The 23,839-nt window shown below is 53.2% G+C and carries 21 protein-coding genes and 4 pseudogenes; 22 read left to right on the top strand and 3 right to left on the bottom strand.

From position 1 onward, the window contains the following. Position 1 precedes the first annotated feature (1 nt). From tssH to ACSJJG_RS00995, 11 genes and pseudogenes are all read left to right on the top strand, one after another. Positions 2-2,639 (top strand): annotated as a pseudogene (gene tssH / locus ACSJJG_RS00945) (type VI secretion system ATPase TssH). After that, positions 2,639-3,436 carry a Fis family transcriptional regulator gene (locus tag ACSJJG_RS00950; RefSeq protein ID WP_481088146.1) on the top strand — a complete coding sequence of 266 codons (798 nt, stop codon included), beginning with the start codon at positions 2,639-2,641 and terminating at the stop codon, positions 3,434-3,436. Before tssH ends, ACSJJG_RS00950 begins: the two are co-directional and overlap by 1 nt. Next, positions 3,433-4,101 carry a type VI secretion system-associated protein VasI gene (gene vasI / locus ACSJJG_RS00955; RefSeq protein WP_481088147.1) on the top strand — a complete coding sequence of 223 codons (669 nt, stop codon included), beginning with the start codon at positions 3,433-3,435 and terminating at the stop codon, positions 4,099-4,101. Before ACSJJG_RS00950 ends, vasI begins: the two co-directional genes overlap by 4 nt. Positions 4,102-4,106: 5 nt before the next feature. Beyond that, positions 4,107-5,552 carry a type VI secretion system protein TssA gene (gene tssA, locus ACSJJG_RS00960; protein ID WP_481088148.1) on the top strand — a complete coding sequence of 482 codons (1,446 nt, stop codon included), beginning with the start codon at positions 4,107-4,109 and terminating at the stop codon, positions 5,550-5,552. Continuing rightward, positions 5,549-9,157, top strand: coding sequence for a type VI secretion system membrane subunit TssM (tssM, locus tag ACSJJG_RS00965; protein WP_481088149.1), 3,609 nt, complete (start codon positions 5,549-5,551; stop codon positions 9,155-9,157). The genes tssA and tssM overlap by 4 nt, the downstream gene beginning before the upstream one ends. An 82-nt stretch (positions 9,158-9,239) precedes the next feature. Further along, the gene (locus tag ACSJJG_RS00970; RefSeq protein ID WP_481088150.1) at positions 9,240-10,178 is read left to right on the top strand and encodes a type VI secretion system ImpA family N-terminal domain-containing protein; all 939 of its coding nucleotides are present in this window, start codon (positions 9,240-9,242) and stop codon (positions 10,176-10,178) included. Further along, positions 10,085-10,645: a VasL domain-containing protein gene (locus ACSJJG_RS00975; protein WP_481088151.1), complete on the top strand. Its 561-nt coding sequence runs from the start codon at positions 10,085-10,087 to the stop codon at positions 10,643-10,645. Before ACSJJG_RS00970 ends, ACSJJG_RS00975 begins: the two co-directional genes overlap by 94 nt. 15 nt (positions 10,646-10,660) lie before the next feature. Next, entirely contained in the window at positions 10,661-12,688 is a 2,028-nt protein-coding gene (locus tag ACSJJG_RS00980) for a type VI secretion system Vgr family protein (RefSeq protein ID WP_481088152.1), read from the top strand. A gap of 95 nt (positions 12,689-12,783) precedes the next feature. Further along, positions 12,784-13,207 (top strand): annotated as a pseudogene (locus ACSJJG_RS00985) (DUF1795 domain-containing protein). A gap of 81 nt (positions 13,208-13,288) precedes the next feature. Then, the gene (locus tag ACSJJG_RS00990; RefSeq protein ID WP_481088153.1) at positions 13,289-15,238 is read left to right on the top strand and encodes a PAAR domain-containing protein; all 1,950 of its coding nucleotides are present in this window, start codon (positions 13,289-13,291) and stop codon (positions 15,236-15,238) included. Next, complete coding sequence (locus ACSJJG_RS00995; protein ID WP_481088154.1) at positions 15,235-15,879, top strand: hypothetical protein; 645 nt, start codon at positions 15,235-15,237, stop codon at positions 15,877-15,879. Before ACSJJG_RS00990 ends, ACSJJG_RS00995 begins: the two co-directional genes overlap by 4 nt. 68 nt (positions 15,880-15,947) lie before the next feature. Here the strand turns inward: ACSJJG_RS00995 and ACSJJG_RS01000 are convergent, their stop codons facing one another. Further along, positions 15,948-16,103, bottom strand: a complete 156-nt coding sequence (locus ACSJJG_RS01000; protein WP_481088155.1) for a hypothetical protein — start codon at positions 16,101-16,103, stop codon at positions 15,948-15,950. Between the two features lie 54 nt (positions 16,104-16,157). Between ACSJJG_RS01000 and ACSJJG_RS01005 the strand changes: the two genes are divergently transcribed. The 5 genes and pseudogenes from ACSJJG_RS01005 to ACSJJG_RS01025 all read left to right on the top strand — a co-directional run bounded on the left by ACSJJG_RS01005 (position 16,158) and on the right by ACSJJG_RS01025 (position 17,860). After that, positions 16,158-16,349 carry a hypothetical protein gene (locus tag ACSJJG_RS01005; protein ID WP_481088156.1) on the top strand — a complete coding sequence of 64 codons (192 nt, stop codon included), beginning with the start codon at positions 16,158-16,160 and terminating at the stop codon, positions 16,347-16,349. Beyond that, positions 16,346-16,615, top strand: a pseudogene (locus tag ACSJJG_RS01010) (hypothetical protein); the annotation flags it as partial. The gene ACSJJG_RS01005 and the pseudogene ACSJJG_RS01010, both read left to right, overlap by 4 nt. A gap of 104 nt (positions 16,616-16,719) precedes the next feature. Continuing rightward, the gene (locus tag ACSJJG_RS01015) at positions 16,720-17,184 is read left to right on the top strand and encodes an RHS repeat-associated core domain-containing protein (protein WP_481088157.1); all 465 of its coding nucleotides are present in this window, start codon (positions 16,720-16,722) and stop codon (positions 17,182-17,184) included. Positions 17,185-17,396: 212 nt separating this feature from the next. Next, positions 17,397-17,561 (top strand): hypothetical protein, encoded by a 165-nt coding sequence (locus ACSJJG_RS01020; protein WP_481088158.1) that lies wholly within the window; start codon positions 17,397-17,399, stop codon positions 17,559-17,561. 8 nt (positions 17,562-17,569) lie between these two features. Next, a complete protein-coding gene (locus ACSJJG_RS01025) occupies positions 17,570-17,860 on the top strand; it encodes a hypothetical protein (protein ID WP_189761404.1) in 291 nt (96 codons plus the stop codon). A 60-nt stretch (positions 17,861-17,920) separates the two neighbouring features. Here the strand turns inward: ACSJJG_RS01025 and ACSJJG_RS01030 are convergent, their stop codons facing one another. After that, positions 17,921-18,058 carry a hypothetical protein gene (locus ACSJJG_RS01030; RefSeq protein WP_189761403.1) on the bottom strand — a complete coding sequence of 46 codons (138 nt, stop codon included), beginning with the start codon at positions 18,056-18,058 and terminating at the stop codon, positions 17,921-17,923. A 217-nt stretch (positions 18,059-18,275) separates the two neighbouring features. Between ACSJJG_RS01030 and ACSJJG_RS01035 the strand changes: the two genes are divergently transcribed. From ACSJJG_RS01035 to ACSJJG_RS01045, 3 genes are read left to right on the top strand one after another with little or no spacing between them, the layout of a single operon-like run. Then, positions 18,276-19,541 carry an IS4 family transposase gene (locus ACSJJG_RS01035; protein ID WP_282885521.1) on the top strand — a complete coding sequence of 422 codons (1,266 nt, stop codon included), beginning with the start codon at positions 18,276-18,278 and terminating at the stop codon, positions 19,539-19,541. A gap of 8 nt (positions 19,542-19,549) precedes the next feature. Further along, positions 19,550-20,080 carry an HNH endonuclease gene (locus tag ACSJJG_RS01040; RefSeq protein WP_193836477.1) on the top strand — a complete coding sequence of 177 codons (531 nt, stop codon included), beginning with the start codon at positions 19,550-19,552 and terminating at the stop codon, positions 20,078-20,080. 3 nt (positions 20,081-20,083) lie between these two features. After that, entirely contained in the window at positions 20,084-20,545 is a 462-nt protein-coding gene (locus ACSJJG_RS01045) for an SMI1/KNR4 family protein (protein WP_189761401.1), read from the top strand. A gap of 397 nt (positions 20,546-20,942) precedes the next feature. On the opposite strand, the gene ACSJJG_RS01050 is transcribed toward ACSJJG_RS01045, so the two are convergent. Next, entirely contained in the window at positions 20,943-21,293 is a 351-nt protein-coding gene (locus tag ACSJJG_RS01050) for a SymE family type I addiction module toxin (RefSeq protein WP_282885544.1), read from the bottom strand. Positions 21,294-21,512: 219 nt separating this feature from the next. On the opposite strand from ACSJJG_RS01050, the pseudogene tssI reads away from it, so the two are divergent. The 3 genes and pseudogenes from tssI to ACSJJG_RS01065 form a co-directional block, all read left to right on the top strand. Beyond that, positions 21,513-22,301: pseudogene (gene tssI / locus ACSJJG_RS01055) on the top strand (type VI secretion system tip protein TssI/VgrG); the annotation flags it as partial. Between the two features lie 95 nt (positions 22,302-22,396). Further along, the gene (locus ACSJJG_RS01060) at positions 22,397-22,816 is read left to right on the top strand and encodes a DUF1795 domain-containing protein (RefSeq protein WP_189761321.1); all 420 of its coding nucleotides are present in this window, start codon (positions 22,397-22,399) and stop codon (positions 22,814-22,816) included. Between the two features lie 12 nt (positions 22,817-22,828). Further along, complete coding sequence (locus ACSJJG_RS01065) at positions 22,829-23,827, top strand: PAAR domain-containing protein (RefSeq protein ID WP_481088159.1); 999 nt, start codon at positions 22,829-22,831, stop codon at positions 23,825-23,827. Positions 23,828-23,839: the final 12 nt, after the last annotated feature.

Consider the following 23,839-nt stretch of genomic DNA (forward strand, 5'->3'; position numbering starts at 1 on the left):
CATGATTCAGATTGATCTGCCTACCCTTGTAAATCGTTTAAACCCGATGACCCGCCATGCACTGGAGGCTGCGGCGGCATCCTGCATCAGCCAGCAACAACCTGAAATCACGGTTGCACAGCTGCTGCTCCAAATGATCGATACGCCACTTAGTGATGTGCGACTTATCTTCAATAAAGCAGACATCGATAAAGATCTGCTGAAAGAACAACTCGATCAGGTAATGACGCACCATCAATCGCTTGTGCAAGCCTACCCAAATTTTTCCCCCATGCTGGTGGAATGGTTACAGGATAGCTGGCTGTTGGCTTCCACAGAAATGCAGCACACCGAACTGCGCAGCGGCGTTATGCTGATTGCGTTGCTATTCAGCCCGCTGCGTTACTTGGCACCACAAACTGCGCGTTTGCTGGCAGGTATCAACCGCGAATTATTGCGCCAAAACTTTGCAGAATGGACGAATGGTTCGGCTGAACAGCCTTTTGCGGACAACAGTAATAAAGATGGGCAGGGCGCACATCCGGCAAACAGCGACAGTTTGCTGGCACGCTTTACCCAGAACATGACCAAACAGGCACGTCAGGGCAAGCTTGATCCGGTTTTATGCCGCGATAACGAGATCGATCTGATGATCGACATCCTTTGTCGTCGTCGCAAAAACAACCCCATTGTCGTGGGTGAAGCGGGGGTCGGTAAAAGTGCCCTGATTGAAGGTTTGGCATTGCGCATTATTAACGATCGCGTACCGGAAAAATTGCGCAACAGTGAACTGATGACACTAGATCTGGGGGCATTGCAGGCAGGGGCAGCGGTTAAGGGGGAATTTGAAAAACGCTTCAAAGGTATCATGGCTGAAATTAGCCAATCGGCAAAACCCATCATCCTGTTTATTGATGAAGCCCATACCCTGATCGGTGCGGGCAATCAAGCGGGGGGGTTGGATATCTCCAACCTGCTGAAACCGGCTTTGGCACGTGGTGAGCTGAAAACTATCGCCGCCACCACATGGAGCGAATACAAGAAATATTTTGAAAAAGATGCAGCGCTGTCCCGTCGTTTCCAACTGGTAAAAGTTTCTGAGCCAACAGCAGATGAAGCAACCGTCATCATGCGTGGCTTGCGTGCCATTTACGAGCAAGCTCACGGCGTGCTGATTGATGATGAAGCCCTGAAAGCCTCAGCGGTATTGAGTGACCGTTACCTTTCCGGTCGCCAACTGCCGGACAAAGCCATTGACGTGTTGGATACTGCCTGTGCCCGTGTTGCCATAAACCTGACTTCACCACCGCGTCAGATCTCTTCGTTAACTACCGACCTGCACCAGATGCAAATGGAAATCGACGTGCTGGAGAGGGAACAACGCATGGGATTGAATATCCATGCTGAACGATTGGACGCGTTGCAAAACCAGCAAAAAGACGTTCAGCAGCAACTCACCGCGTTAGAAATGAGCTGGCAACAGCAGCAAGAGTTGGTGAAACAAATCATCGAACTGCGCCACCAATTACTGGCTGATGATTCTTTCGTTGAAAATGCGGTTGAAGAGATTGCCGGGGGACGAACAATCCTTGATCGAAAAACTGGCGACGTTCAATGCCCGGTTGGCAGAACTACAGCAGAAGCAAACGCTGGTTTCCCCGCATGTGGATAAAACCCAGATTGCGGCGGTGATTGCCGAATGGACGGGCGTGCCATTGAACCGCTTGTCACAAAGCGAACTTTCCATTGTCACTGAATTGCCTGCTCACTTGGGGCAAAGCATCAAGGGACAGGAAATTGCGATCCAGTGTTTACACAAACACTTACTGACTGCTCGGGCAGATTTGCGTCGTCCGGGGCGTCCTCTCGGGGCATTCCTGTTGGTAGGGCCAAGTGGCGTTGGTAAGACAGAAACCGTCCTGCAAATCGCGGAACTGATGTTTGGTGGCCGTCAATACCTGACCACCATCAACATGTCCGAGTTTCAGGAAAAACATACAGTTTCCCGTCTGATCGGTTCACCTCCGGGTTACGTAGGATATGGTGAAGGTGGTGTACTGACCGAAGCCATTCGCCAGAAACCGTATTCAGTTGTCTTGTTGGATGAAGTGGAAAAAGCTCACCCTGACGTACTGAACCTGTTCTATCAGGCTTTCGACAAAGGAGAACTGGCGGATGGAGAAGGACGCATTATCGACTGTAAAAACGTTGTGTTCTTCCTGACGTCAAACCTGGGCTATCAAACCATCGTAGACAATGCCGAACAGACAGCGCAGATCAACGACCTGCTTTACCCTGAACTAGCGGCATTCTTCAAACCCGCACTGTTGGCGCGTATGGAAGTGATCCCGTACCTGCCGTTAGGCCATGAAACGCTGAAAACCATTATTCAGGGCAAACTGGCTCGACTGGATACCCTGCTGACCCAACGTTTCAACGCAGAAGTCACCATCAGCGATGAGGTGTCCGAAGAGATCCTGCAACGCGCTACCCGCGCGGAAAATGGTGCCCGTATGTTGGAGTCCATTATTGATGGTGCACTGCTACCGCCAGTTTCATTGCAGCTGTTGCAGAAAATGGCTGCGGGGACACCGATCAAGGCCATTCGCTTAACCGTGGTTGAACACGAATTCCATGCAGAGGTTGAGGAGGCAGAATAATGAAACAGCGGCTGAAAAGCGCGTTAGCGTTATTGGAAAATGACACTGTAGAACAACTGGTTGACCATTTTTTGCAGATCAGCCATAGCTCGCGTTTTGATGCCCTGTTGGTTTTCCTGCTGAACATCAACGAAAACAGGTTGGAATGCTATAACTTGCCGGAGCCTCAGCAAACCAGTTCGCGCCGATTGCAAGTGGACATTGATGACGTCAATAACCCGTTGATACAGGTATTACGCAAGGGAACCCCAACTGTTTGGGATTCCCTTAATCACGGGGCACGCATTGACGAGCCATATTTCCGCACGTTTATTGCAGAACTACCACATAACTGTGGGTTGTACGGCATTCCCCTGTTTGACTGCAATGGGCAGGCTTGTGGTGTGATCGCTATCTTTGCCGAAGATGTCCGCCATTTCATCAATAATGAAAACATGTTCGGCATCTATTGCCATGTCATGCAGCATCGCCTGAAAAAATTGCAGGAACTCGAACAACTGCGCGGACAGTTACGCCAAATCCGCCAGGTATTTCTGGTTCAACGCCAAAAAGAAAAACAATTGGATGAATTGCTTGCTTCCCTGAGTGAATCGAAAAAACCGGCGGCGGTCAGCAGTATCTCCGTGGATTACAGGCATATCGATAATCTGCCAAAGGCCATAGAAGAATTTGAAAGCGCCGTGTTGATTCAACGTCAGCGTCAGTTTGGCAATGACACCAGATTGATCGCACAAAGCCTGGGTATTGCCCAGCGGACGTTGGTTTACAAACTGGCTAAGTACGGGTGTAGATTATGAATATTGTTTTAATTATCAGTTCATTGCTCGCTTCATTGACAGGGAACCCCAAGCTTGCAGAGGTGGCAGAACTCAAGGAAGTGGTTGCGGTAAAGGAAGAGCAAAATTTAGATGAGTTGCATAAATGCCGCTTTGAGCCGTCTCCTCTTATTCGGCTGGCATGTTATGACAGAGCGTTGAATAACCTCAAGTTCAAAACGGTACAAATCCCTATCGAAAATATGGGACCTCTGTGGCGGCAAGCGATGGAACAGGAGATGAAACGTACCGATTACTCTACCAGCTTCATTGTGACGCAGGGAGAGAATGGTGCGGCACCGATTATCTTGACCACGCCCGCGATTGGTGTACCACCCCCACGTCCCGTATTAATGCTGAGTTGCATTGACAGTATCACCCGCTTGCAGGTGGCACTGCCCAAGCCCGTAGAGTCAGGGGCTGTCACTGTGGCAACAGACAGAACTGAATACCGTACTGAATGGTTCGTGCGGGAACAAGGTTACTTGTGGGAATCCAGCCGTGGTTTACCGGGCATTGAAGAAATCAAGCGCTTGATGAACAGCGACCGGATGAGTATTACAGGCAATAATGGTAGTCAGATAACCTTTAACATTTCTCAGTTGGAGCAGGCAGCGAAGCCATTACGTGCTGCTTGCCGTTGGTAATCGACATGGACATCAGAACACAATTCGATTGGTTCGGCTCCCTGCTGGCCCCCCTGTCCGACGAACAGATTGGCAAGGCACTGGGAGACAACGAACCCGCATGGGAATACATTGACAGCGAAATGATCAAATTTGGCTCGCTGTCACATGGGGCGCTGGATGTTGAAGAGATCCAGCGTCAGGCACTGCAATTATTGCGTGAAAACAGCAAAGACTTCCGGCTGGTGGTTCATCTGCTTCGTACTCTGCAACATGCTGGCAACGCGGCTGAACTGATCCTCGCAATGGAGCTGCTGACCGAGTATGTCAAAAACTACTGGGAAAAAGCCTGGCCAACCAAGCCACAGTTAAAACGTCGGCTGGCACAGCAAGTACTCAAGCGTTTCGACTCCGCCCAGAGCAGTTTTATTGAACAGGCAAGCAAAAGTGAACGGGATGATGCGCAAGGGGCGTTAGCCCATCTCGCCCAATGCTGGCATACCAATGAAGCGGATCTTGCTAAAGAAGTTGACCAACTGCGCATTCGTTATAACCGTCAGCCAGAAGCCGTACCTGTGGAGACAAAGCCTGCCCCTGCTGCGGTGCCAGCATCATCTTCTGCTGAACCTATGGCGCAAACGCCGCAGGGTTTTCAAGCTGCACCGATGCCAGAAGTCGACGTCAACAGTTCGAGCGAAAAAACGTGGAAGCAGACCCTGATGACCGTCGCAGATTTGCTGTGTGAACGTTATCCCGAATTGCCTATTGGTTATTCCCTGCGCCGTCACGCGGTATGGCACACCATCACCACAGCTCCGATGGCGAATGCAACAGGCAAAACCCCATTAGCACCGACTTCCGCCGATCGTACTGCCGACTATTTGGCGAGATTGCCGCTGGCGGACAACAAATTGCTCCAGCAAATCGAGCAAAGCCTAACGCTTGCTCCTTACTGGCTGGATGGTCATGCCATTGCGGCACAAGCCGCATTGCAATTGGGATATGGGAACGTCGCTCAGGCTATTCGTGATGAACTGAATGCCTTTTTAGAACGGTTGCCCGTGCTGAAAACCTTAAGCTTTTCTGACATGAGTCCGTTTATTTCCCCTGAAACCCTCGACTGGCTCACGCCTGAACCTGTGGCAACGGGCAAGGGTTCTGTTTCTGCTGAGCAGGAAGTTATCTGGCAATGTTTCCAGCAACAGGGATTGGAAGCAGCCCTGAAAATGCTGGAAGAACATCAGCAACAATTAACGGAGCCACGGGATCAATTCTATGGCCAATGGCTCAATGCCCAATTACTTGAAGAAGCCGGCATGACAGCGCTGGCCCAACAGCATTACCGGAATTTGTTACACACGGGACAACACATGCAACTTATTCAATGGGAACCCAGCCTGCTGGCTTTATTGGCTGAAAAACTCCCTTCTCCTCTCAAGGATACGGCTTCAAACAGGAGTGTTAACCCATGAAATGGCCCTCTTTGTCATCTTTGGCTCCATTGAAATCAGCCTTGCCGACACTGGCAAAGTTTAAATCTCTGCCACGCCTCAAGGCATTGATGGCACTGGTTCTGGCGCTTATCCCCTGCTTGCTGTTAATTGCGGTCTGGTGGTGGGGACCGGAATGGAAACTGCGCAACGATTATCCACTGGAAAGCCTCGCCGCACGCTGGCTGGCAACAATTATCATTGTCATGATGGTCGTGTTTTGGGTTGGTATGAAAGCCTGGCGTCGCTTGCGGACCCTGGAAAAACTGAACCTTGACGTTGAACTGAAAGTGGTTGATCCGGTACGGGTGGATATTGAACATCAGGATCGCTATTTCGACCACTGGAAATCTCAGTTACAACGTCATCTGGATTCGTACAATTATCTGTATGAACGTCCGTGGTACATCATCATCGGTAGCCAGAAAAGCGGTAAATCTTCACTGATCAAGGAAGGTTATAAGCTCTCCGAAATCGCGGCCCCGGAATATTTGCGTCAGGATGGCGAAATACCCCTGATGCTGCGTTGCTGGTTAGGGGAAAAAGCGGTCATCATCGATCCGAAAGGTCAGTTAATTGACCAGCCAGTCCCGCTTAACAGCGACAAACCGCAAATCAATAGCCGTCTGTGGGAAGCATTGCTGAACTGGTTGGCTGAAAACCGTCAGCGCCAGCCCCTCAACGGCATTATCCTGACCGTGGATACCCTGCGTCTGATGTCTGATAGCCGTGAACAGCGTGAACGCTATGTGCGGGAGATCCACCAGCGCCTGCAAGACATTCGCCTGACCTTCCACAGCCAGTTGCCGCTTTATCTGGTGATGACCAAAATTGACTTATTGCATGGCTTTGAGGCGATGTACCAGTCACTGGATCGCAAACTGCGCGACCAGATTTTGGGGGTGACGTTCAGTCTGAATAACCGCGATGAAAAAGCGTGGCGCAGTGAACTGGACGCGTTCTGGAAACAGTGGATGGGCAACCTGAATGTGGCGATGCCAGATATGATGCTGAACAATGTGGACGCCAACCAGCGCAGCGCCCTGTTCAGTTTTACCCGCCAGATCCAGGGACTGCACAGCTATATCACCCAGATGCTGGACGATATTCTGTATAACGATGAACACCACCGCCCCACTTTGCGCGGTGTCTATCTGACATCGGCCCATCAGCGGGGACAGATGGATGACCTGTTCACCCAGTCCGCGTCGGCCCAGTATCACTTGGGATCGCAGGCGTACCCGACCTGGCCGGCGGGCGATACCCTGCCGTACTTCACCCATTCGCTGTTCGAAAATGTCCTGCTGGCCGAGCCGAATCTGGCGGCGGAAAACCGGATCTGGTTAAGCCGCAATCGTCGCCAGTTGTATACCTTCTCCGTGATCAGTGCGTCGGTCATTCTGGCGATGTGGGGGGGCTGGCATTACTTCTACCAGAAAAACTATCGGGCCGGTGAAGAAGTGCTGGCACAGGCGAAAAACTTCCTGTCCGTCCCGCCCCCGAAAGGGGATGACCGCTACGGTAACCTCCAGTTGCCGCTGCTCAACCCTATCCGGGATGCGACACTGGCTTACGGTAACTACCATGACAACAAATCCTTCCTGACCGACATGGCGTTATACCAGGGAGGCGGGGTCGGGCCGTATGTGGAAGGCACCTACCTGAAACTGCTGGAGCAGCGTTTCCTGCCGGCATTGATGCTGGGGTTACTGGATGACTTAAATCAGGCCCCGGCCGGCAGCGAAGAAAAACTCGAGATCTTGCGCGTGATGCGCATGATGGAAGATGCCAGCAAGCGTAACAGCGGCCTGGTGGCCCAGTATATGCGTGAGCGCTGGAGCAAGGCATTCCACGGTCAGCGTGATGTGCAGGCGGCGTTGCTGACCCACCTGAACTACGCGCTGGAGCGGACTGACTGGAAGGAAAAACGAGATAATGGCGAACAGGATGCGGTGGATCGCTTCGCCCCGTTTGTCAAACCGATCCGGCAGGCGCAGCAGGAGTTGAAAGCGTTGTCCGTCAACCAGCGGGTGTACCAGAACCTGCGTATCAAGGCCCAGGATGCCCTGCCCGCGCCGATCAACTTGCGTGACCAGATTGGTCCGAGCTTTGACAGCGTGTTTGTGGCCAGCAACGAAAAACGGCTGGTGGTGCCGCAATTCCTGACCCGCCACGGCTTGATGGATTATTTCGTCCAGCAGGGCAATGAGCTGGTGGAGCTGACGGCGATGGACAGCTGGGTTCTGAACATCAAGAATAACAGCCCGGAGAAATACCCCGAACAGGCACCGTCACCGGTGAACGATAAATACAGTGACACCGATCAATCGCGGATCCAGCGCGAAATCACCGAACTGTACGTGGCCGAGTACACCGCGACCTGGCGGGCAGCGATGAACAACCTTGAAGTGCGTGACTTTGATGACCTGCCGCAAGCCATCAGTGCTATCGAACAAGTGATCAGTGGGGAGCAGCCCCTCAAGCGGGCGCTGCAAATCCTGAGCGACAACACCAATCCGCCGCTGATAAGCAATTCGCTGAGTGACAAGGAAAAACAGGCGCTGACGTTAAAAGAAGACTACCGCCTGTTAAACCGCATTAGCCGCGACTTTGCCCCGGAAACGGGGGTTCTGGTTGAGCATGGTGATAAGGGCAGCACGTTGCAAAGCGTCTACCAAAAACTGATGGCCCTGCACCGTTACCTGCTGGCGATCCAGAATTCACCGGTTCCGGGTAAGGCCGCCTTACAGGCCGTCCAGATGCGTCTGGACAAGAACAACAGTGACGCCATTTTTGAAGTGCAACAGATGGCGAAAAACCTGCCGGAGCCGCTGAACCGCTGGATTGGTGAGCTGGCTGAACAGGCGTGGCGCGTGGTGATGATGGAAGCGGTCCGCTCGCTGGAAGTGGAATGGAACGACACGGTGGTCAAACAGTATAAAACCTATCTGGCGGGGCGCTATCCGTTCAACCCGAACGCCCGCGAAGAAGTGCCGTTGAGCGAGTTTGACCGCTTCTTCCGGCCGGGCGGAACGCTGGACGCCTTCTATCAGCAAAGCCTGAAACCGTTTGTGGAAAATAACCTGACCACAGGCACCGACGGCAAAATGCTGATCCGTCCCGACGTCATGAAACAGCTGGCCGTGGCGAACCGGATCCGCACCACCTTCTTTACCCCCCAAAATGGCCTCGGCACCCAGTTTGCCGTGGAACCGGTGAGCCTGACCGGCAACAAACGCCGGGCCTTGCTGAACCTTGACGGCCAGCTGGTGGATTATTCCCACGGGCGCAGCAATGTGGCGCGTCTGGTCTGGCCAAACTCGATGCGCGCCGGTACGGAAAGCCAGCTGACGTTGATGCCGGCGAAAAGCAATCAGGCGCCGCGCTCTGTCAGCTTTAGCGGCCCGTGGGCCCAGTTGCGGCTGATTAACAGCGGCAAGCTGACTCACGTCCAGCCGGGCTTCTTTGATGTGCGCTTTAGCGTCGATAATGGCGAGATGACCTACCGCATCTATGTGGATGAATCGGATAACCCGTTTGCGGGCGGGTTATTCAGCCAGTTCAAACTGCCGGACACCCTCTATTGAGGTAAAGGTACGCAGATCAGTCTTGAGAGCAACCCCTCCCCCTGCCTTCGGGCAGGGGTTTTTTAAGGAGAAAAGCGAAAATATGAGCGAACATCCTGAAAACCTTATCATCCGGGCCGGCGGCAGTCCGCTGAATTTGCCGGAATTTGCCGTTATCCGTGATGAAATCAATAAAACCAGCCATCCGGCGCAGCCAGAAGTGAACTGGCCGTTGGTGGAATCCCTGTCCCTGACACTGTTCAAAACCAACGGGGTCGATTTACAGACCGCGATTTACTACACCCTGGCGCGGATGCAATTAAACGGGTTGTCGGGGTTCACCGAAGGCTGTGAACTGCTGGCGGGAGTGATTGTCAGTGAATGGGAGACGTTGTGGCCAGCCCAGCCGCAGGTGCGTACCGACCTGCTGGAGTGGTTCCATGCCCGGACCGGCAGCGTGCTGCGCCAGTGGGATTTTACTGCCAGCGACCTGCGGATGATTTACCGCGCCGAACGCGCCCTCCAGCTGATTATCGACCGGTTGCAGCAATCCGACCTGAAACGCCTGCCGCGGGTGGAAAACCTGCTGTGGTTCTTTCAGAACGCGGCGAAAAAACTGGAAAAACCCCGTCAGGCGGCGAAACCGGTGTCACAACCGATGCAGATGCCGCCGCTGGTCTACCTGTCCCAGTCGGAAGCCGAGCCGGAAACGCCCCCTGTCCCCCGCCCCTGCACCATGACCCTCAGCCTGCTCCCGATAATCAACGGCGGGTACGGGTCCAGTTTCCCGAACACCCGCCGCAGGGACTCAATGCGTGGCAGGGCTTTGGCTTGGGCATCCTGTTGGGCTTATTGGTGTTCGTGGGCGGCTGGCTGCTGTGCTACAAGCCCCTGCAACAGCAACTCCAGGCCATCACCAACCACCCCGCAGGGGCCAGGCTGGCGTGGTTGTATCAGCCGGAACTGGCAGATTATTCCCGCCAGCTGGAACGGCTGGCTGAGACCTCGCCCCGGGTTACCTGGGAGGCGGCCCGCCGCCTGACCGCGACCGCGGAACAGCAGTGGCCGCAGTCGCCGGTTCAGCAGCAGACGACCCGCCAATGGCAGCAGCAGGTCGCCGCCCGGATTGACAGCGTGCCGCTGACAGGCAGCTGGAACACCACCCGCGACCAGCTTCAGCAGCTGGCGGATAAAATCCTGTTGCAGGAGCGTACCCGCGGCAGTTTCACCCTGTCCTACCTGAAAACTGCGGTCTATGACATCCAGCGCAGCCACGGCAGTGACATGCCACTGGAAGAGCAGTTGCGCCAGTTGAGCATTTATGCGGCCAAAGGGGAGCCGGCACCGCCGGTATTGCTGAAAGGGATTGATGATCGCTTTAACGCCCTGCTCGGTCGCTATGACCGGCTGCGTCAGGCGAATGAACACCGGGAAAGTCATAACCACCCTGCGGCCGAACCTCCGGCCAAAGACCAGCCCCTCGCGGTTATACCAGACGGCGGGCATTAATCAGGGAGACAAGATATGTCATTGAAAAAGCACAGGGCGAAATTTCAGCAGGGGCAGCAGGTGCCTGCCCACATGGCCTCGCAGACGGCGGGAATAGCGGGCCGGGTCGGGCAAATTGCCGCCGGTGGTCAGGGACTGGCCGAGCGGGCCGCCAGCGGCCAGCCTGCCGCCGTCAGGGCGCTGCAAAAAGCCAGCCAGGAGCTGTTCGGTGGTGACAGCCTCCCAAGCGGGCTGCAATTTACCCTGACGGCGGGCGGATTGCCGCCGCAGACCTTTGTGGTCACCGATTTTGCCCTGGATGAACATTTTTCCCAGCCGTTCACGCTGGACGTGGGGCTGGCGAGTGCCGATCCGGCGATCGATTTTCCGGCAGTACTGGATCGCACGGCAACCCTGACCATTTTGCAGGAGGGCATTGAACAGCGCAGCATCACGGGGGTGGTGGCCCGCTTTGAGCAGGGGAACACCGGCCTGCACCAGACCACCTACCGGATGAGTATCCGCCCGGATCTGTGGCGTACCACGCTGCGGCAAAACTCGCGCATCTTCCAGCAACTCAATATCGCCGGCATCATCACCAAAATCTTCAAAGAGCACAGTATCCGCGATGTGGTGTTCAACCTGCGCCACCCGCATCCAGAGCGCGAATTCTGCGTACAGTACCAGGAAAGTGACTTCAATTTCCTGCAACGGCTGACCGCCGAAGAGGGGATTTTCTACTTCTTCGAATGCAGCAACGGGCGTAACACGCTGGTGTTTGCCGATGACTGCGGCTCGGTGCCTCCGGGCATCCGCCTGCCTTATCAACCGGGCGAGGGCAGCACGCTGGGCGAACCGGCGGTCAGCAGCCTGACCCACAGCGCCCAGGTGCGTCCGGCTCAGGTGCAACTGAAGGATTACACCTTCAAGAACCCAGCCTGGCCGGCCGAATTTCACCCGCAGATACGGGACGAAAACCTGCAACAGCTATACTACGAACACTACGATTATCCGGGGCGCTTCAAGGATGAGGCGCACGGCAAGGCCTTCACCCGCTACCGGCTGGAGGCGCTGCGCAGCGACGCTGTGACCGGAGAGGGCAGCGGCAATGCGATAGCCCTGCAACCGGGCAAACTGTTCATTCTCGATAACCATCCCCGATTAGACCTGAATCAATCATGGCAGACCGTTGCGACCAGTCACAGCGGCAGCCAGCCGCAGGCACTGGAAACCGCCAGCTCCGGCTCCGGCACCACCCTGAACAGCCACTTCTACTTTATCCGCCAGAACCAGCACTGGCGGCCTGCACCACTGCCAAAACCGGTCATCGACGGCCCACAGATTGCCAAAGTGGTCGGCCCGACTGGCGAAGAAATATTCTGTGACCAGTACGGCCGCGTTCGCCTGCAATTTCCGTGGGATCGCTATGGCAAGAGCGATGACCACAGCTCCTGCTGGATACGTGTCACCCAACCGTGGGCCGGTCAGGGCTGGGGGATGCTGGCGATCCCGCGTATCGGTCAGGAAGTGGTGGTGGATTTTCTGCACGGTGATCCGGATCAACCGATTGTCACCGGCCGCACCTACCATGCCAGCAATATCCCGCCGGGCGGGCTGCCGGGCAGCAAAACCCAGATGGCCTTCCGCTCCAAAACCCACAAGGGTGAGGGCTATAACGAGCTGCTGTTTGAGGATGCGAAAGGCAGCGAGCGGCTGGCATTGCATGCGCAGCGGGACATGGATACCACCGTACTGAATGACCGCAGTACCCGCGTGATGCACGACCATACCGAAAGTATCGGACACCATCAGGTGCTCAGCGTGCGGGCTGACCGGCATAAAGAAGTCGTCGGCATGGAAGTGAGCAGCATCGGGACCCGGCAGGTCACCGTGGAAAAAACCAGCGTACTCAGTGCCAAAGGACAAATTACCCTTCAGTCCACCGAGAGCGGTATCACCCTCGGCAACACCAAAGGGAGTATCTCGATTGATGCCGACGGCAATATCCATATTACCGGTAATACCGTCATTGTGAACGGAAAAGAGGTCATCACCCTGAACTGATGCCGGGCCGGCCAATAACAAACTGCAACCCGCTCAGCCCGATTTTTGCAGCGGATTGAAGAGCAAATTAGGTAAAAAAAGTAAAAAGGACAATTATGAGCACCCACCTCTACCAAATGAACGAAGGCACCCTGACCCTGCCTGCCGGCTGGCGTGATGAATCGATGCACGTGTTTGTGCTGCCGGATGACAGCGGCGTCAATCTGGTGATTAACCGCACCCCGGTGCCGGCAGGCACCGACAGCCCCAGACGTATTATGAACAGACACTGACCCAGTTTGTCACCCACCTGCCGGGGTATCAGGAGCATCAGCGGCTGCCAATCGAACTCAGCGGAGACATCGCATGGCGGCTGGATTACCAGTGGCAAAGCCCGGAAGGGGAAATGCACCAGACGGTGGTGCTGCAAATCCGGAACAGCCAGCTGCTGGCGTTTAACCTGACCTCGCCACAGCCCATGAACAGCGGGCAGCGGGAAGAGCCTTACTGGCGGTGGTGAACAGTTTTCAGGCAGCCTAAGGAGAGGCCGATAATGGGATTAGGTAATAACATTGTTGCCGGATTGGCCGGGTCGGGGCCACCCACGCGGTAGGCAGGGTCATGCCACCGTCACAGCCCCGTGGTCCGGCGGCGGCGCGTGAGGGCGATATTATTCAGCATTCGAGTTTTCTGGGTGCGCTGGCGGGGGTTGTCGTCGGGGCTTTGATTGGGGCGGCCGTGTTTGCCGCCGCTTCTGCCGTGATTGTCGGGACCGGCGGGCTGGCCACCGCGGCGGTATTGGCACTCGGCACGGCGGGGACGATGGCACTGGGCGGGTTTATCAGCGATGTCAGTGCGGCGGTCACCAATATGATAGACAGCATCGGGCCACCGGATGGCGCAATAAGCCAGGGTTCACCGAATGTTATCATTGAGGGTAAGCCGGCGGCCCGGACTACCGTGGATTTAGCCGCCTGCAGCAAGCATCCGCCCCCGCTGATCGCCCAGGGCAGTGAATCCGTCTTTATCAATGGTCAGCCGGCGGCCCGTAAGGGTGACAAGCTGGCCTGTGGCGCCACCATCAAGAGTGGCGCCAGTAAAGTCTTTATCGGCAGCGGTCAGGGCACCTATCTGGACATCGCGGAAGAATTTTCTGGCTGGCAACGGGCGTTGCTGATTGCCGTGGAATTTTTAGTGCCGCCGACGCGGGGCATGGGCAAAGGGCTGGGTAAGCTGCTGACCCAAACCGGCCGGCAGGCGGTGCTGGCGGGCGCAAAACAGGGGGCTAAAAAAGCGGGCCATGCCCTGAAGGGCCGGCTGATTTGTGCTAAAACCGCGTTTACCACCCATAAAGGGGTTAAACGTTTCACTCAGGTCACCAAAAAATTCTTCACAGGCGACCCGATAGACGTGACCACCGGCCGCCTGTTTGACCAGCGCACCGAGTTTGAACTGGGGCAAACGCTACCGCTGCACTTTACCCGCAGCTGGTCACCGGGATGGTGGGGCCTGCTGGGCGAAAACTGGCTGGACAATTTCTCCGAAGCCGTTATCGTCACGGGCGACTGGGTGGAAGTCCTGACGCTGGCAGGCGCTTCCCTGCATTTCGCCCTGCCGCCGAGCGTGGACCACAGTATCAACCCGGATCACCCGGAATTCCGGCTCAGCCGGCAAAAACAGGGCTTTGTTCTGAGCGAGCGCAATAATCCGGTGCGCAAATATTTTGCGTTGCGGGCATCCGCAGAAGAAGACGGTGCTATCGGCGTACAACGTTGGTGGCTGACCGAACATCGCGACCGTAACGGCAATGCGGTACGTTTCCATTATGATGACCGCCATCAGCTGGCAACAGTGACCCACAGTGACGGCCCGGCACTGCGGTTGTACTACCGTGAAGATGGCCGGCTAACCGATATTCGTCGCACGGATAACGGTCTGGATGCCGTGATGGCGCATTATGATTATCACGCCGATGGCCGGCTGGCTGAGGCCGACAGTACCCAGCATTTTCATCTGTTTTATGAATACAACGATGAGGGACTGATCAGTCGCTGGTCGGATGGCGACCAGACGGCGGTCGATTATACCTATGATACGCAGGGCCGTTGTATTCACAGTGTGGGCAGCGGCGGGTTCTATCCGGTGCAACTGAGCTATGAGCCGGGCATCACCCGTTCCACAACGCCACAAGGTCACACCACCACCTGGCATTACACTGACCAGCAGCAGGTTACCCAGGTCGAAACCCCGTGTGGTCATGTCACGCGTTATAAATACGATCAGTGGGGTAACCTGACACAGCAGATATTGCCGGAAGGACAAACCCTGACGTTAGATTATCTGGCGGATAGCGGGCTGGTCACCGCCTTGACCGATGCGACCGGTGCAACCTGGCAATACCACTATGATGACACTGACCGCCTGATCAGCATGACCGATCCGCTTGGGCGGGTCTGGTGGCAGCAATACGATGACCATGGCAATGCAGAATGCTTTATTGCCCCGGATGGCAGCAAAACCACGCTGACGCGTAATGCATTCGGCCTGGTTATCGCCGCTGAAGAGCGATGAAGGGCGTCCGCACCTGGGAATATGACGAACACCAGCGCCTGAGCCACCTGTTTGATGAAGAAAACCGCAGCCTGCGGCTGGGCTATGACAGCCATGACCGCTTGCAACGACTGGCCTCGGGGGGCGGCGCACTGTGGCTGTGGGAATACAATCGCCATCATCGGGTCGCATTAAGCGATCGCCCGAACAACAGTCTGGAACGATTCCGTCATGACCGCCACGGTAACCTGACCGGCTGGACAGATGCCCGTGGCGTGCCGTGGTATATCGAATACGGCCCGTTTGACCTGCCGGTGGCGCGTGTCGACGGCGAAGGAAACCGCTGGCAGTATCGTTATGACCCCGACAGCCTGCAATTACTGGCAGTCATTAATCCGCAGGGCGAAAGCTACCGTTATACGCTGGATGCGGACGGCCGGGTGGTGACCGAAACCGATTATGCAGGCACGCAATGGCACTATGCCTATGATGGCAACGGTAACTGCATTGAAAAACGGGATGCGTTAGGCAATATCACCCGCGTTGAGTATGATGCGGCCAGCCGCATGACCGCTGTGCACACCCCCGAAGGCACCACCACCTACAGTTACGATATTCTGGGGCGTTTGCTGGCAGTGACTGACCAGACAGTACGCCCCTGACCTTTGAATACGATGATAAAGACCGCATCGTCAAAGAAACGCAGGTATACGGTGATATGCCGCAGGGATTACCCGGACAGTGCCACCGTCGAAAGAGACATTATTAGCCCCGATAAAATCAACGCTGGCAGGCAAAAACCGAAGCCAATAACGTCGGTGAACTGCGGCGGGTCAGTTTCAGCGGTGAGCACACGCTCAGCCTTGAGCGGGATGACGACGGCCATGAATGGCACCGTCAGTCAGATAAAGGCTTCATCCTGCGGCAGGAGCATGCCCTGATGGGGCAACTGACGGCGCAGCGTGCCAGGCACAACACCGAATTCTTTGAAGCCCATGAAGTGGCCGATATTCCGCAACCCACGCTGGCGGGACTGGGCGGGAATATCGCTACGACGCGGCACTCAATCTGGTGGCCGCAAACGATGAGCGGCAATGGCTGCGTTATATCGTTAACGGCAACGGGCAGGTGACGTCGGTCAGCGACCGGGATCGTTTGCAGGAACATTATCAGTATGATGCTTCCGGTTATCCGTCGCGCCGTTTTGATGGATTAAATGACATCGACGGGGAACGGCTGTACCAGAAAGGGCACCGGTTACGGCAGCTCGGCCAACACCTGTTTGAGTATGATGATGCCGGGCGCATGACCGCGATGCAGCTGTGGCAGGAAGAACACCGCGCTCAGTTGACCAAGTTTAGGTGGAACAGCCAGAACCAGCTGACTGGCGTGTTGACCCCGGGCGGCCAGCAGTGGGACTATCGCTATGATGCTTTCGGGCGGCGCACCGAAAAAGGTGCGAACAGTCAGGCGAGTGCACCACGTATCTGTGGGATGGCGATGTGCCGGCCGAAATCCGGGAGTACCGGCACAACCGGCTGCACTGTATCCGCCATCTGGTGTTTGATGGCTGGCAGTTGCTGGCACAGCAGGTACAGTTCTTCACCCCGGACCCGGAAAACCGCAGTGAACTGCTCGCCGGAGCCATTCAGACCCAGTATGCGGTGTGTGCCCCAACGGGCGAGCCACTGGCCTTGTTTGATACCGCGGGACACCGGGTCTGGCGCCAGCCGCTGCAGAGCCTGTACGGGCTGCGTCTGGGTATACCGGGGGAAAATGCGGCACTGAATCCGGGTCTTAAGTTCGCCGGGCAGTGGCTGGATGACGAGAGCGGGCTGGTCTACAATCGGTTCCGGTATTATTCGCCGGTTGCCAGCTGCTACCTCACGCCTGATCCCATTGGGTTAGGTGGAGGGGTTAATCATTATGCCTATGTGAAAAATCCGACGTCTGGATTGACCCATTAGGACTAAACTCCAAGAAATGTCAGTATGTTTATCGAGAATTAAGTATTGATGACAGAATTAGATATGATGCAGGTTTAAGTATACAGCCTAAAGGGCAGGGTGGATCAATCGTAGAACATGTTGATGGAAAAAATACAGGGTTTATTTCGGTTGCTGAAGAGCAGGCTGCAACGAAAAGATTTTCTTCTGGCAGTGGGCTGGCGCAAATTGATTTGAAGAAAGCAACGAAAAATGGAACAACGTATATTCCTCATAAAAATGTTATGCAAGCGGTTAATTCAAAAGGTTCACTACAAAATAGAAAAGATGCCAAAAGAGCAGTGGAAGGTTTATTTAAAGGTGAAATTCCTCATGACGCTATCAAAATTATAAAGTAGGAGAAAATATGCCAGTATTATCAGAGTATTCTAATGTAACAAATACTGTATTTAATGTTTTAGATAAGAAGGGGTTCAATATATGGTATGATGAAGAAGTAAACATGTACTGTGCCGAAAAAGATGGCTGGGACTTCATGGCAGACTCTCCTTGTGGACTGCTTGGTGTTATATCTATATATGAATTTAAACAACCAGCAGAGTATAAAGAATATTGGTGGCGTGATGAAGAAAAAGATTTATTGAATAATCTAAGCCATACACCGCCAGAATATACATCTGTTATATACAATAAGTAATGCTTAATTAAATTATAATTGTCCGGCTAATTAACTTGCCGGACAATTAATTACTCTGCTTTATCCTGCCTGATAATTTCCAATCAATTCCCGCATCCTGAGCTTAATCTCACTGAGCTGGTCTTGCTGGCGCTGGTACTGTTTTTTAATGGCATGGATGTCGTCGCTGTCAGAGATCAGCACTAGACAGCCCGCCATAAACGTAAGCGTCCGGTGATCTCACCTTGTTCCTTCCATCCGGCTCATGCACGCTACGGCTTCTTAATCTTTCATTTAGAGACGAAAGCGGGCTGGTCTACAATCGGTTTCATATACAGGATCTTAAGCATTAACTGTATATTTTAGATAGAAAAAAGGCTTCATTTATGATCTGATAATCGTCGCCAAACTAATACCAAAACCACGGATGAAGCCTGTGACGATTATTGCTATAAAACACCAGTTAATGCAATTTTTTAGTGATGTTTCTTTGCAAAAGATAGCGTTTGGCTGCGGATTTACTCAACGCATTAGAAATATTGAACCCCGCACATTGCTGCTTAGCCTGATTACGGCGCTCAGCACAGATAAAATCACCTCCATTGCCCAATTACATCAGAAGTTTAATGGCTTGTGCCCTGAGATTCGGCAACAAGTCAGTTACCGACCCTTTTACAATCAATTACGTAAACCGGCCTTTGAGGAATTTGTGAAAATTATTGTCAGGTTTGTCATGGCACAGTGGGTTGAAAAACACGTCGCGATACCGAAAAAATTAGCTCAATTTCAAAATGTTATTTTACAAGATGGGAGTTCATTTAAAGTGCATCCTGCGCTCGCGGAAGTTTTCCCCTCTCGATTCAAAACAACCTCTGCCGCCATTGAATGCCATATGACGATGTCGTTATTGAGCCAGACACCAACAGGAATGGCGGTGACGGCCGATACCGCGTCTGAACGCGCTCATTTGCCTGCACCGGCCACATTACGCGGGCAACTCTTGCTTGCGGATGCAGGATATCCGGCTTTTGATTATTTTGAACAACTCTCCCATTTTGGCGCGGCATTTATTGTCAGGGGAAGCCAATCGCTGAATTCTCAGATTATCACCGCGCACACTGGACAAGGGAAACCGCTGCGGAAACTGGCCGGAAAAACCTTAAAAGAAGTCACCCGCAGAACCAACCGTTCAGAAGTCTTGGATCTGTGCTGTCGGAGAAAGGGCTATGAATTCCGGATCATCCGTCGCTGGTTTGCAGAAAAGAAGCGGTTCTGTATTTGGCTGACAAACTTACCACCAGAGGAATTTACCGCGAATGACATTATGGACATTTATCGTTGCCGCTGGCAGGTCGAGTTGTTATTCAAGGAATTGAAATCACACACAAACTGGCACGGATTTACCACCCGAAAAGCGTCGTTAGTCACTGGGCTTGTCTGGTCAAGTTTGCTCGCGTTGCTGGTCAGGCGGACAATGGCAAGACGACTATTTCCAGACGCTTCTTTGCTAAAAGCAGCAAAAAATACGGATATGTGGTTACGGCCAATAATAGAAAATTTGATCCAACGAGCGTGGTCGGAAACCGGTTTTTTACTGGAAAAGGCGAGGGAATATTTATGCCGGAATGCTTTCAAAACACCGCAAAGAAAATCATGTAAAAACAAAACATTGGAGGCGTGTTTTGAAAGGCTTAATTCTTAAGATCCGGTATATGCAATCGGTTTAGGTATTATTCGCCGGTGGCGGGGTGTTATTTAACGCCGGACCCCATAGGGTTATTGGGAGGAGAAAATCATTATTCTTATGTAGGAAATCCAACGGGATTTATAGATCCGCTGGGATTATCTAAGCTTGATCCATATAGGAATATGGTTAGGCCAGTAAAAGGCCGCTTACCAATTAATAGCAAGCACGCAGGAAAAATATATCCTGCAAGTGAGTTACCTGTCGAAATAAGAAATAAATATCCTCATGGTGTACCATTTACTCATTCAGGATTCCCAGATTTTTCTCGATATTCTATTAAGAATGTAAGGATTGAGCTTGGAAAAACTCGAAATGTTGATTTTTCTAGAGCAGATGCAGCCGCAGGATATAATAGAAATAACCCTCGACCAACCGGATATACGTGGCATCATCACCATGATTCAGGTTATATGCAGCTAATTCCGACAGATATACATAGCAAAGTGAAACATACAGGTGGAGTAGCAACGAGAAAATGTCCAAAGGGGAAATAAATTATGATTGCCAATATTATTGATTTTAAAGGACCTATTGATGAAATTTTAGTCGCTGATTTTGAAAGTGAGATAGGCAAATCTCTTCCAAATGACTATCGTAATTTTCTGAAGAAATATAATGGGGGTTACCCTGAACCTGATTCTTTTTCCTTTATAAATGATGATGAAGAGGATGCTTCATCTGTTGATCGATTCCTTGGTTTAGGAGCCGAGAAACATCATAATCTCAGGAATTATTTTTTTGACTATAAGGATAGAATTCCTCTTGATTTTTTACCTATAGCTCATGATCCTGGTGGTAATTTGATATTAATTTCTTTGTCAAAAGATAATTCTGGAGTGTTTTTCTGGGATCATGAATTTGAAGCAGATGAAGGCGAATTGCCTGATATGAGTAATGTTCATCTTATAAGCCACTCATTCACTGAGTTTTTATCTGTTTTATATAAGTTAGAGATTTGATTTTTTATTAAGCCGGAAAGATCCTATGATCTTCTGGCTTTCTTCTTTTTTAAGAATTGAAAATCATCTCCATTGGGTGTCAGTTGCCAGTTGTTATCTCACGCTTGATCCCATTGGGTTAAACTCCGGTTGTTAAAAAATGGTCAGGATATGGCTTCAATGGAGTGGATGCCTTATGAATATAACAGTATTGTTTATGTTCCCGAAAACCTTAGTCTCTGTTCAATTCTGAAAGAGCTGGTTGAGGAGGAAAATAATAATGGGCTATCTCGCTTTGTTTATTGAATATTCATCTTTAAAAAAGAGAAATGACATTATTAAGATGTGATTTATCAATCGAAAAATGAAATAAACCGGAATTCCTTGTAGTCATTCCGGTTTATTTTGAATAATTCTTTCAGGCCAGCAATAGCGGCAGTTCAGCCCTGATGACAATCCTGCCATACACGATGTCAACAGTGACAGGATGATCCAACAAACCGCTTTCTGTTAGCCAGTCACCGGCCAGATAAAGCTCGCCATTATCGCGTACCCAGTCGATGCCCTGATGGGGATCAAGTTCGGTTTTATGGAACAAGGCAACAAGGTCAGGTTCAGTTTCTGGTTCAATCAGGGACAAAATTAACCCGTTGGCAAATTGTGTGATGTGAAATAATGCATCGGCGATAAAGCCGATTTTTTGCAGTGTGTCACCACTGATCACACATTCTGGCAGTTCGGCAAGCGGCGATGAAAGATGAAGATCCATGAATACATTCCTTGTGTTATTGAATGTGGCAGAAATGCGAACCGCTTCCCAAAATGCAAAAAAGACAGGAAACGGTTCATTTCTTATCAGCGAAATATTTATTTTTCAATTAAAAACAGAGTATTAAGTGTTTTTCCTTAGCCCGATTTTATTTAACTGGCCGGGAAATTGCTGTAACCAGTGGGCGACGGCGATATCATCCCACTCACCTTCATCCACTTTATCCGCCATAACCAGCACTGGCGCCCGACGCCACTGCCCAAACCGGTCATCGACGGCCCGCAAATCGCCAAGGTCGTGGGGCCGGCCGGCGAAGAAATCTTCTGCGACGCGTACGGGCGGGTGCGCCTGCAGTTCCCGTGGGATCGCTATGGCAAGAGTGATGACCAGAGCTCCTGCTGGATACGCGTCACCCAACCGTGGGCCGGTCAGGGCTGGGGGATGCTGGCGATCCCGCGTATCGGTCAGGAAGTGGTGGTGGATTTTCTGCACGGTGATCCGGATCAACCGATTGTCACCGGCCGCACCTACCATGCCAGCAATATCCCGCCGGGCGGGTTGCCGGGCAGCAAAACCCAGATGGCCTTCCGCTCCAAAACCCACAAGGGTGAGGGCTATAACGAGCTGCTGTTTGAGGATGCGAAAGGCAGCGAGCGGCTGGCATTGCATGCGCAGCGGGACATGGATACCACCGTACTGAATGACCGCAGTACCCGCGTGATGCACGACCATACCGAAAGTGTCGGACACCATCAGGTGCTCAGCGTGCGGGCTGACCGGCATAAAGAAGTCGTCGGCATGGAAGTGAGCAGCATCGGGACCCGGCAGGTCACCGTGGAAAAAACCAGCGTACTCAGTGCCAAAGGACAAATTACCCTTCAGTCCACCGAGAGCGGTATCACCCTCGGCAACACCAAAGGAAGTATCTCGATTGATGCCGACGGCAATATCCATATTACCGGTAATACCGTCATTGTGAACGGAAAAGAGGTCATCACCCTGAACTGATGCCGGGCCGGCCAACAACAGACTGCAACCCGCTCAGCCCGATTTTTGCAGCGGATTGAAGAGCAAATTAGGTAAAAAAAGTAAAAAGGACAATTATGAGCACCCACCTCTACCAAATGAACGAAGGCACCCTGACGCTTCCTGCCGGCTGGCGTGATGAATCGATGCACGTGTTTGTGTTACCGGATGACAGCGGTGTCAATCTGGTGATTAACCGTACGCCGGTGCCGGCCGGCGCCGACCGCCAGGCGTATTATGAACAGACACTGGCACAGTTTGTCACCCACCTGCCGGGGTATCAGGAGCATCAGCGGCAGCAAATAGACCTCAGTGGTGACACCGCGTGGCGGCTGGATTACCAGTGGCAAAGCCCGGAAGGGGAAATGCACCAGACGGTGGTGTTGCAAATCCGGGGCAGCCAGTTGCTGGCGTTTAACCTGACGTCACCGCAACCGTTTGAGGAAGGGCAGCGAACCGCGTTACTGGCGGTTATCACCAGTTTTCAGGCAGCGTGACAGGAGGTCATCATGGGACTGGGTGACGATATTGTCACACGGATTGCCCGTGTGGGGGCCACCCACGCGGTAGGCAGGGTCATGCCACCGTCACAGCCCCGTGGTCCGGCGGCGGCGCGTGAGGGCGATATTATTCAGCATTCGAGTTTTCTGGGTGCGCTGGCGGGGGTTGTCGTCGGGGCTTTGATTGGGGCGGCCGTGTTTGCCGCCGCTTCTGCCGTGATTGTCGGGACCGGCGGGCTGGCCACCGCGGCGGTATTGGCACTCGGCACGGCGGGGACGATGGCACTGGGCGGGTTTATCAGCGATGTCAGTGCGGCGGTCACCAATATGATAGACAGCATCGGGCCACCGGATGGCGCAATAAGCCAGGGTTCACCGAATGTTATCATTGAGGGTAAGCCGGCGGCCCGGACCACCGTGGATTTAGCCGCCTGCAGCAAGCATCCGCCCCCGCTGATCGCCCAGGGCAGTGAATCCGTCTTTATCAACGGTCAGCCGGCGGCCCGTGTCGGTGATAAGCTGGCCTGTGGCGCCACCATCAAGAGTGGCGCCAGTAAAGTCTTTATCGGCAGCGGTCAGGGCACCTATCTGGACATCGCGGAAGAATTTTCTGGCTGGCAACGGGCGTTGCTGATTGCCGTGGAATTTTTAGTGCCGCCGACGCGGGGCATGGGCAAAGGGCTGGGTAAGCTGCTGACCCAAACCGGCCGGCAGGCGGTGCTGGCGGGCGCAAAACAGGGGGCTAAAAAAGCGGGCCATGCCCTGAAGGGCCGGCTGATTTGTGCTAAAACCGCGTTTACCACCCATAAAGGGGTTAAACGTTTCACTCAGGCCACCAAAAAATTCTTCACAGGCGACCCGATAGACGTGACCACCGGCAGCCTGTTTGACCAGCGCACCGAGTTTGAACTGGGCCAGACGCTACCGCTGCACTTTACCCGCAGCTGGTCACCGGGATTGCGGGTCTGCTGGGCGAAAACTGGCTGGCGAATTTCTCCGAGGCCGTGATAGTCACCGGTG

The organism is Xenorhabdus sp. SGI 60, assembly GCF_056632175.1.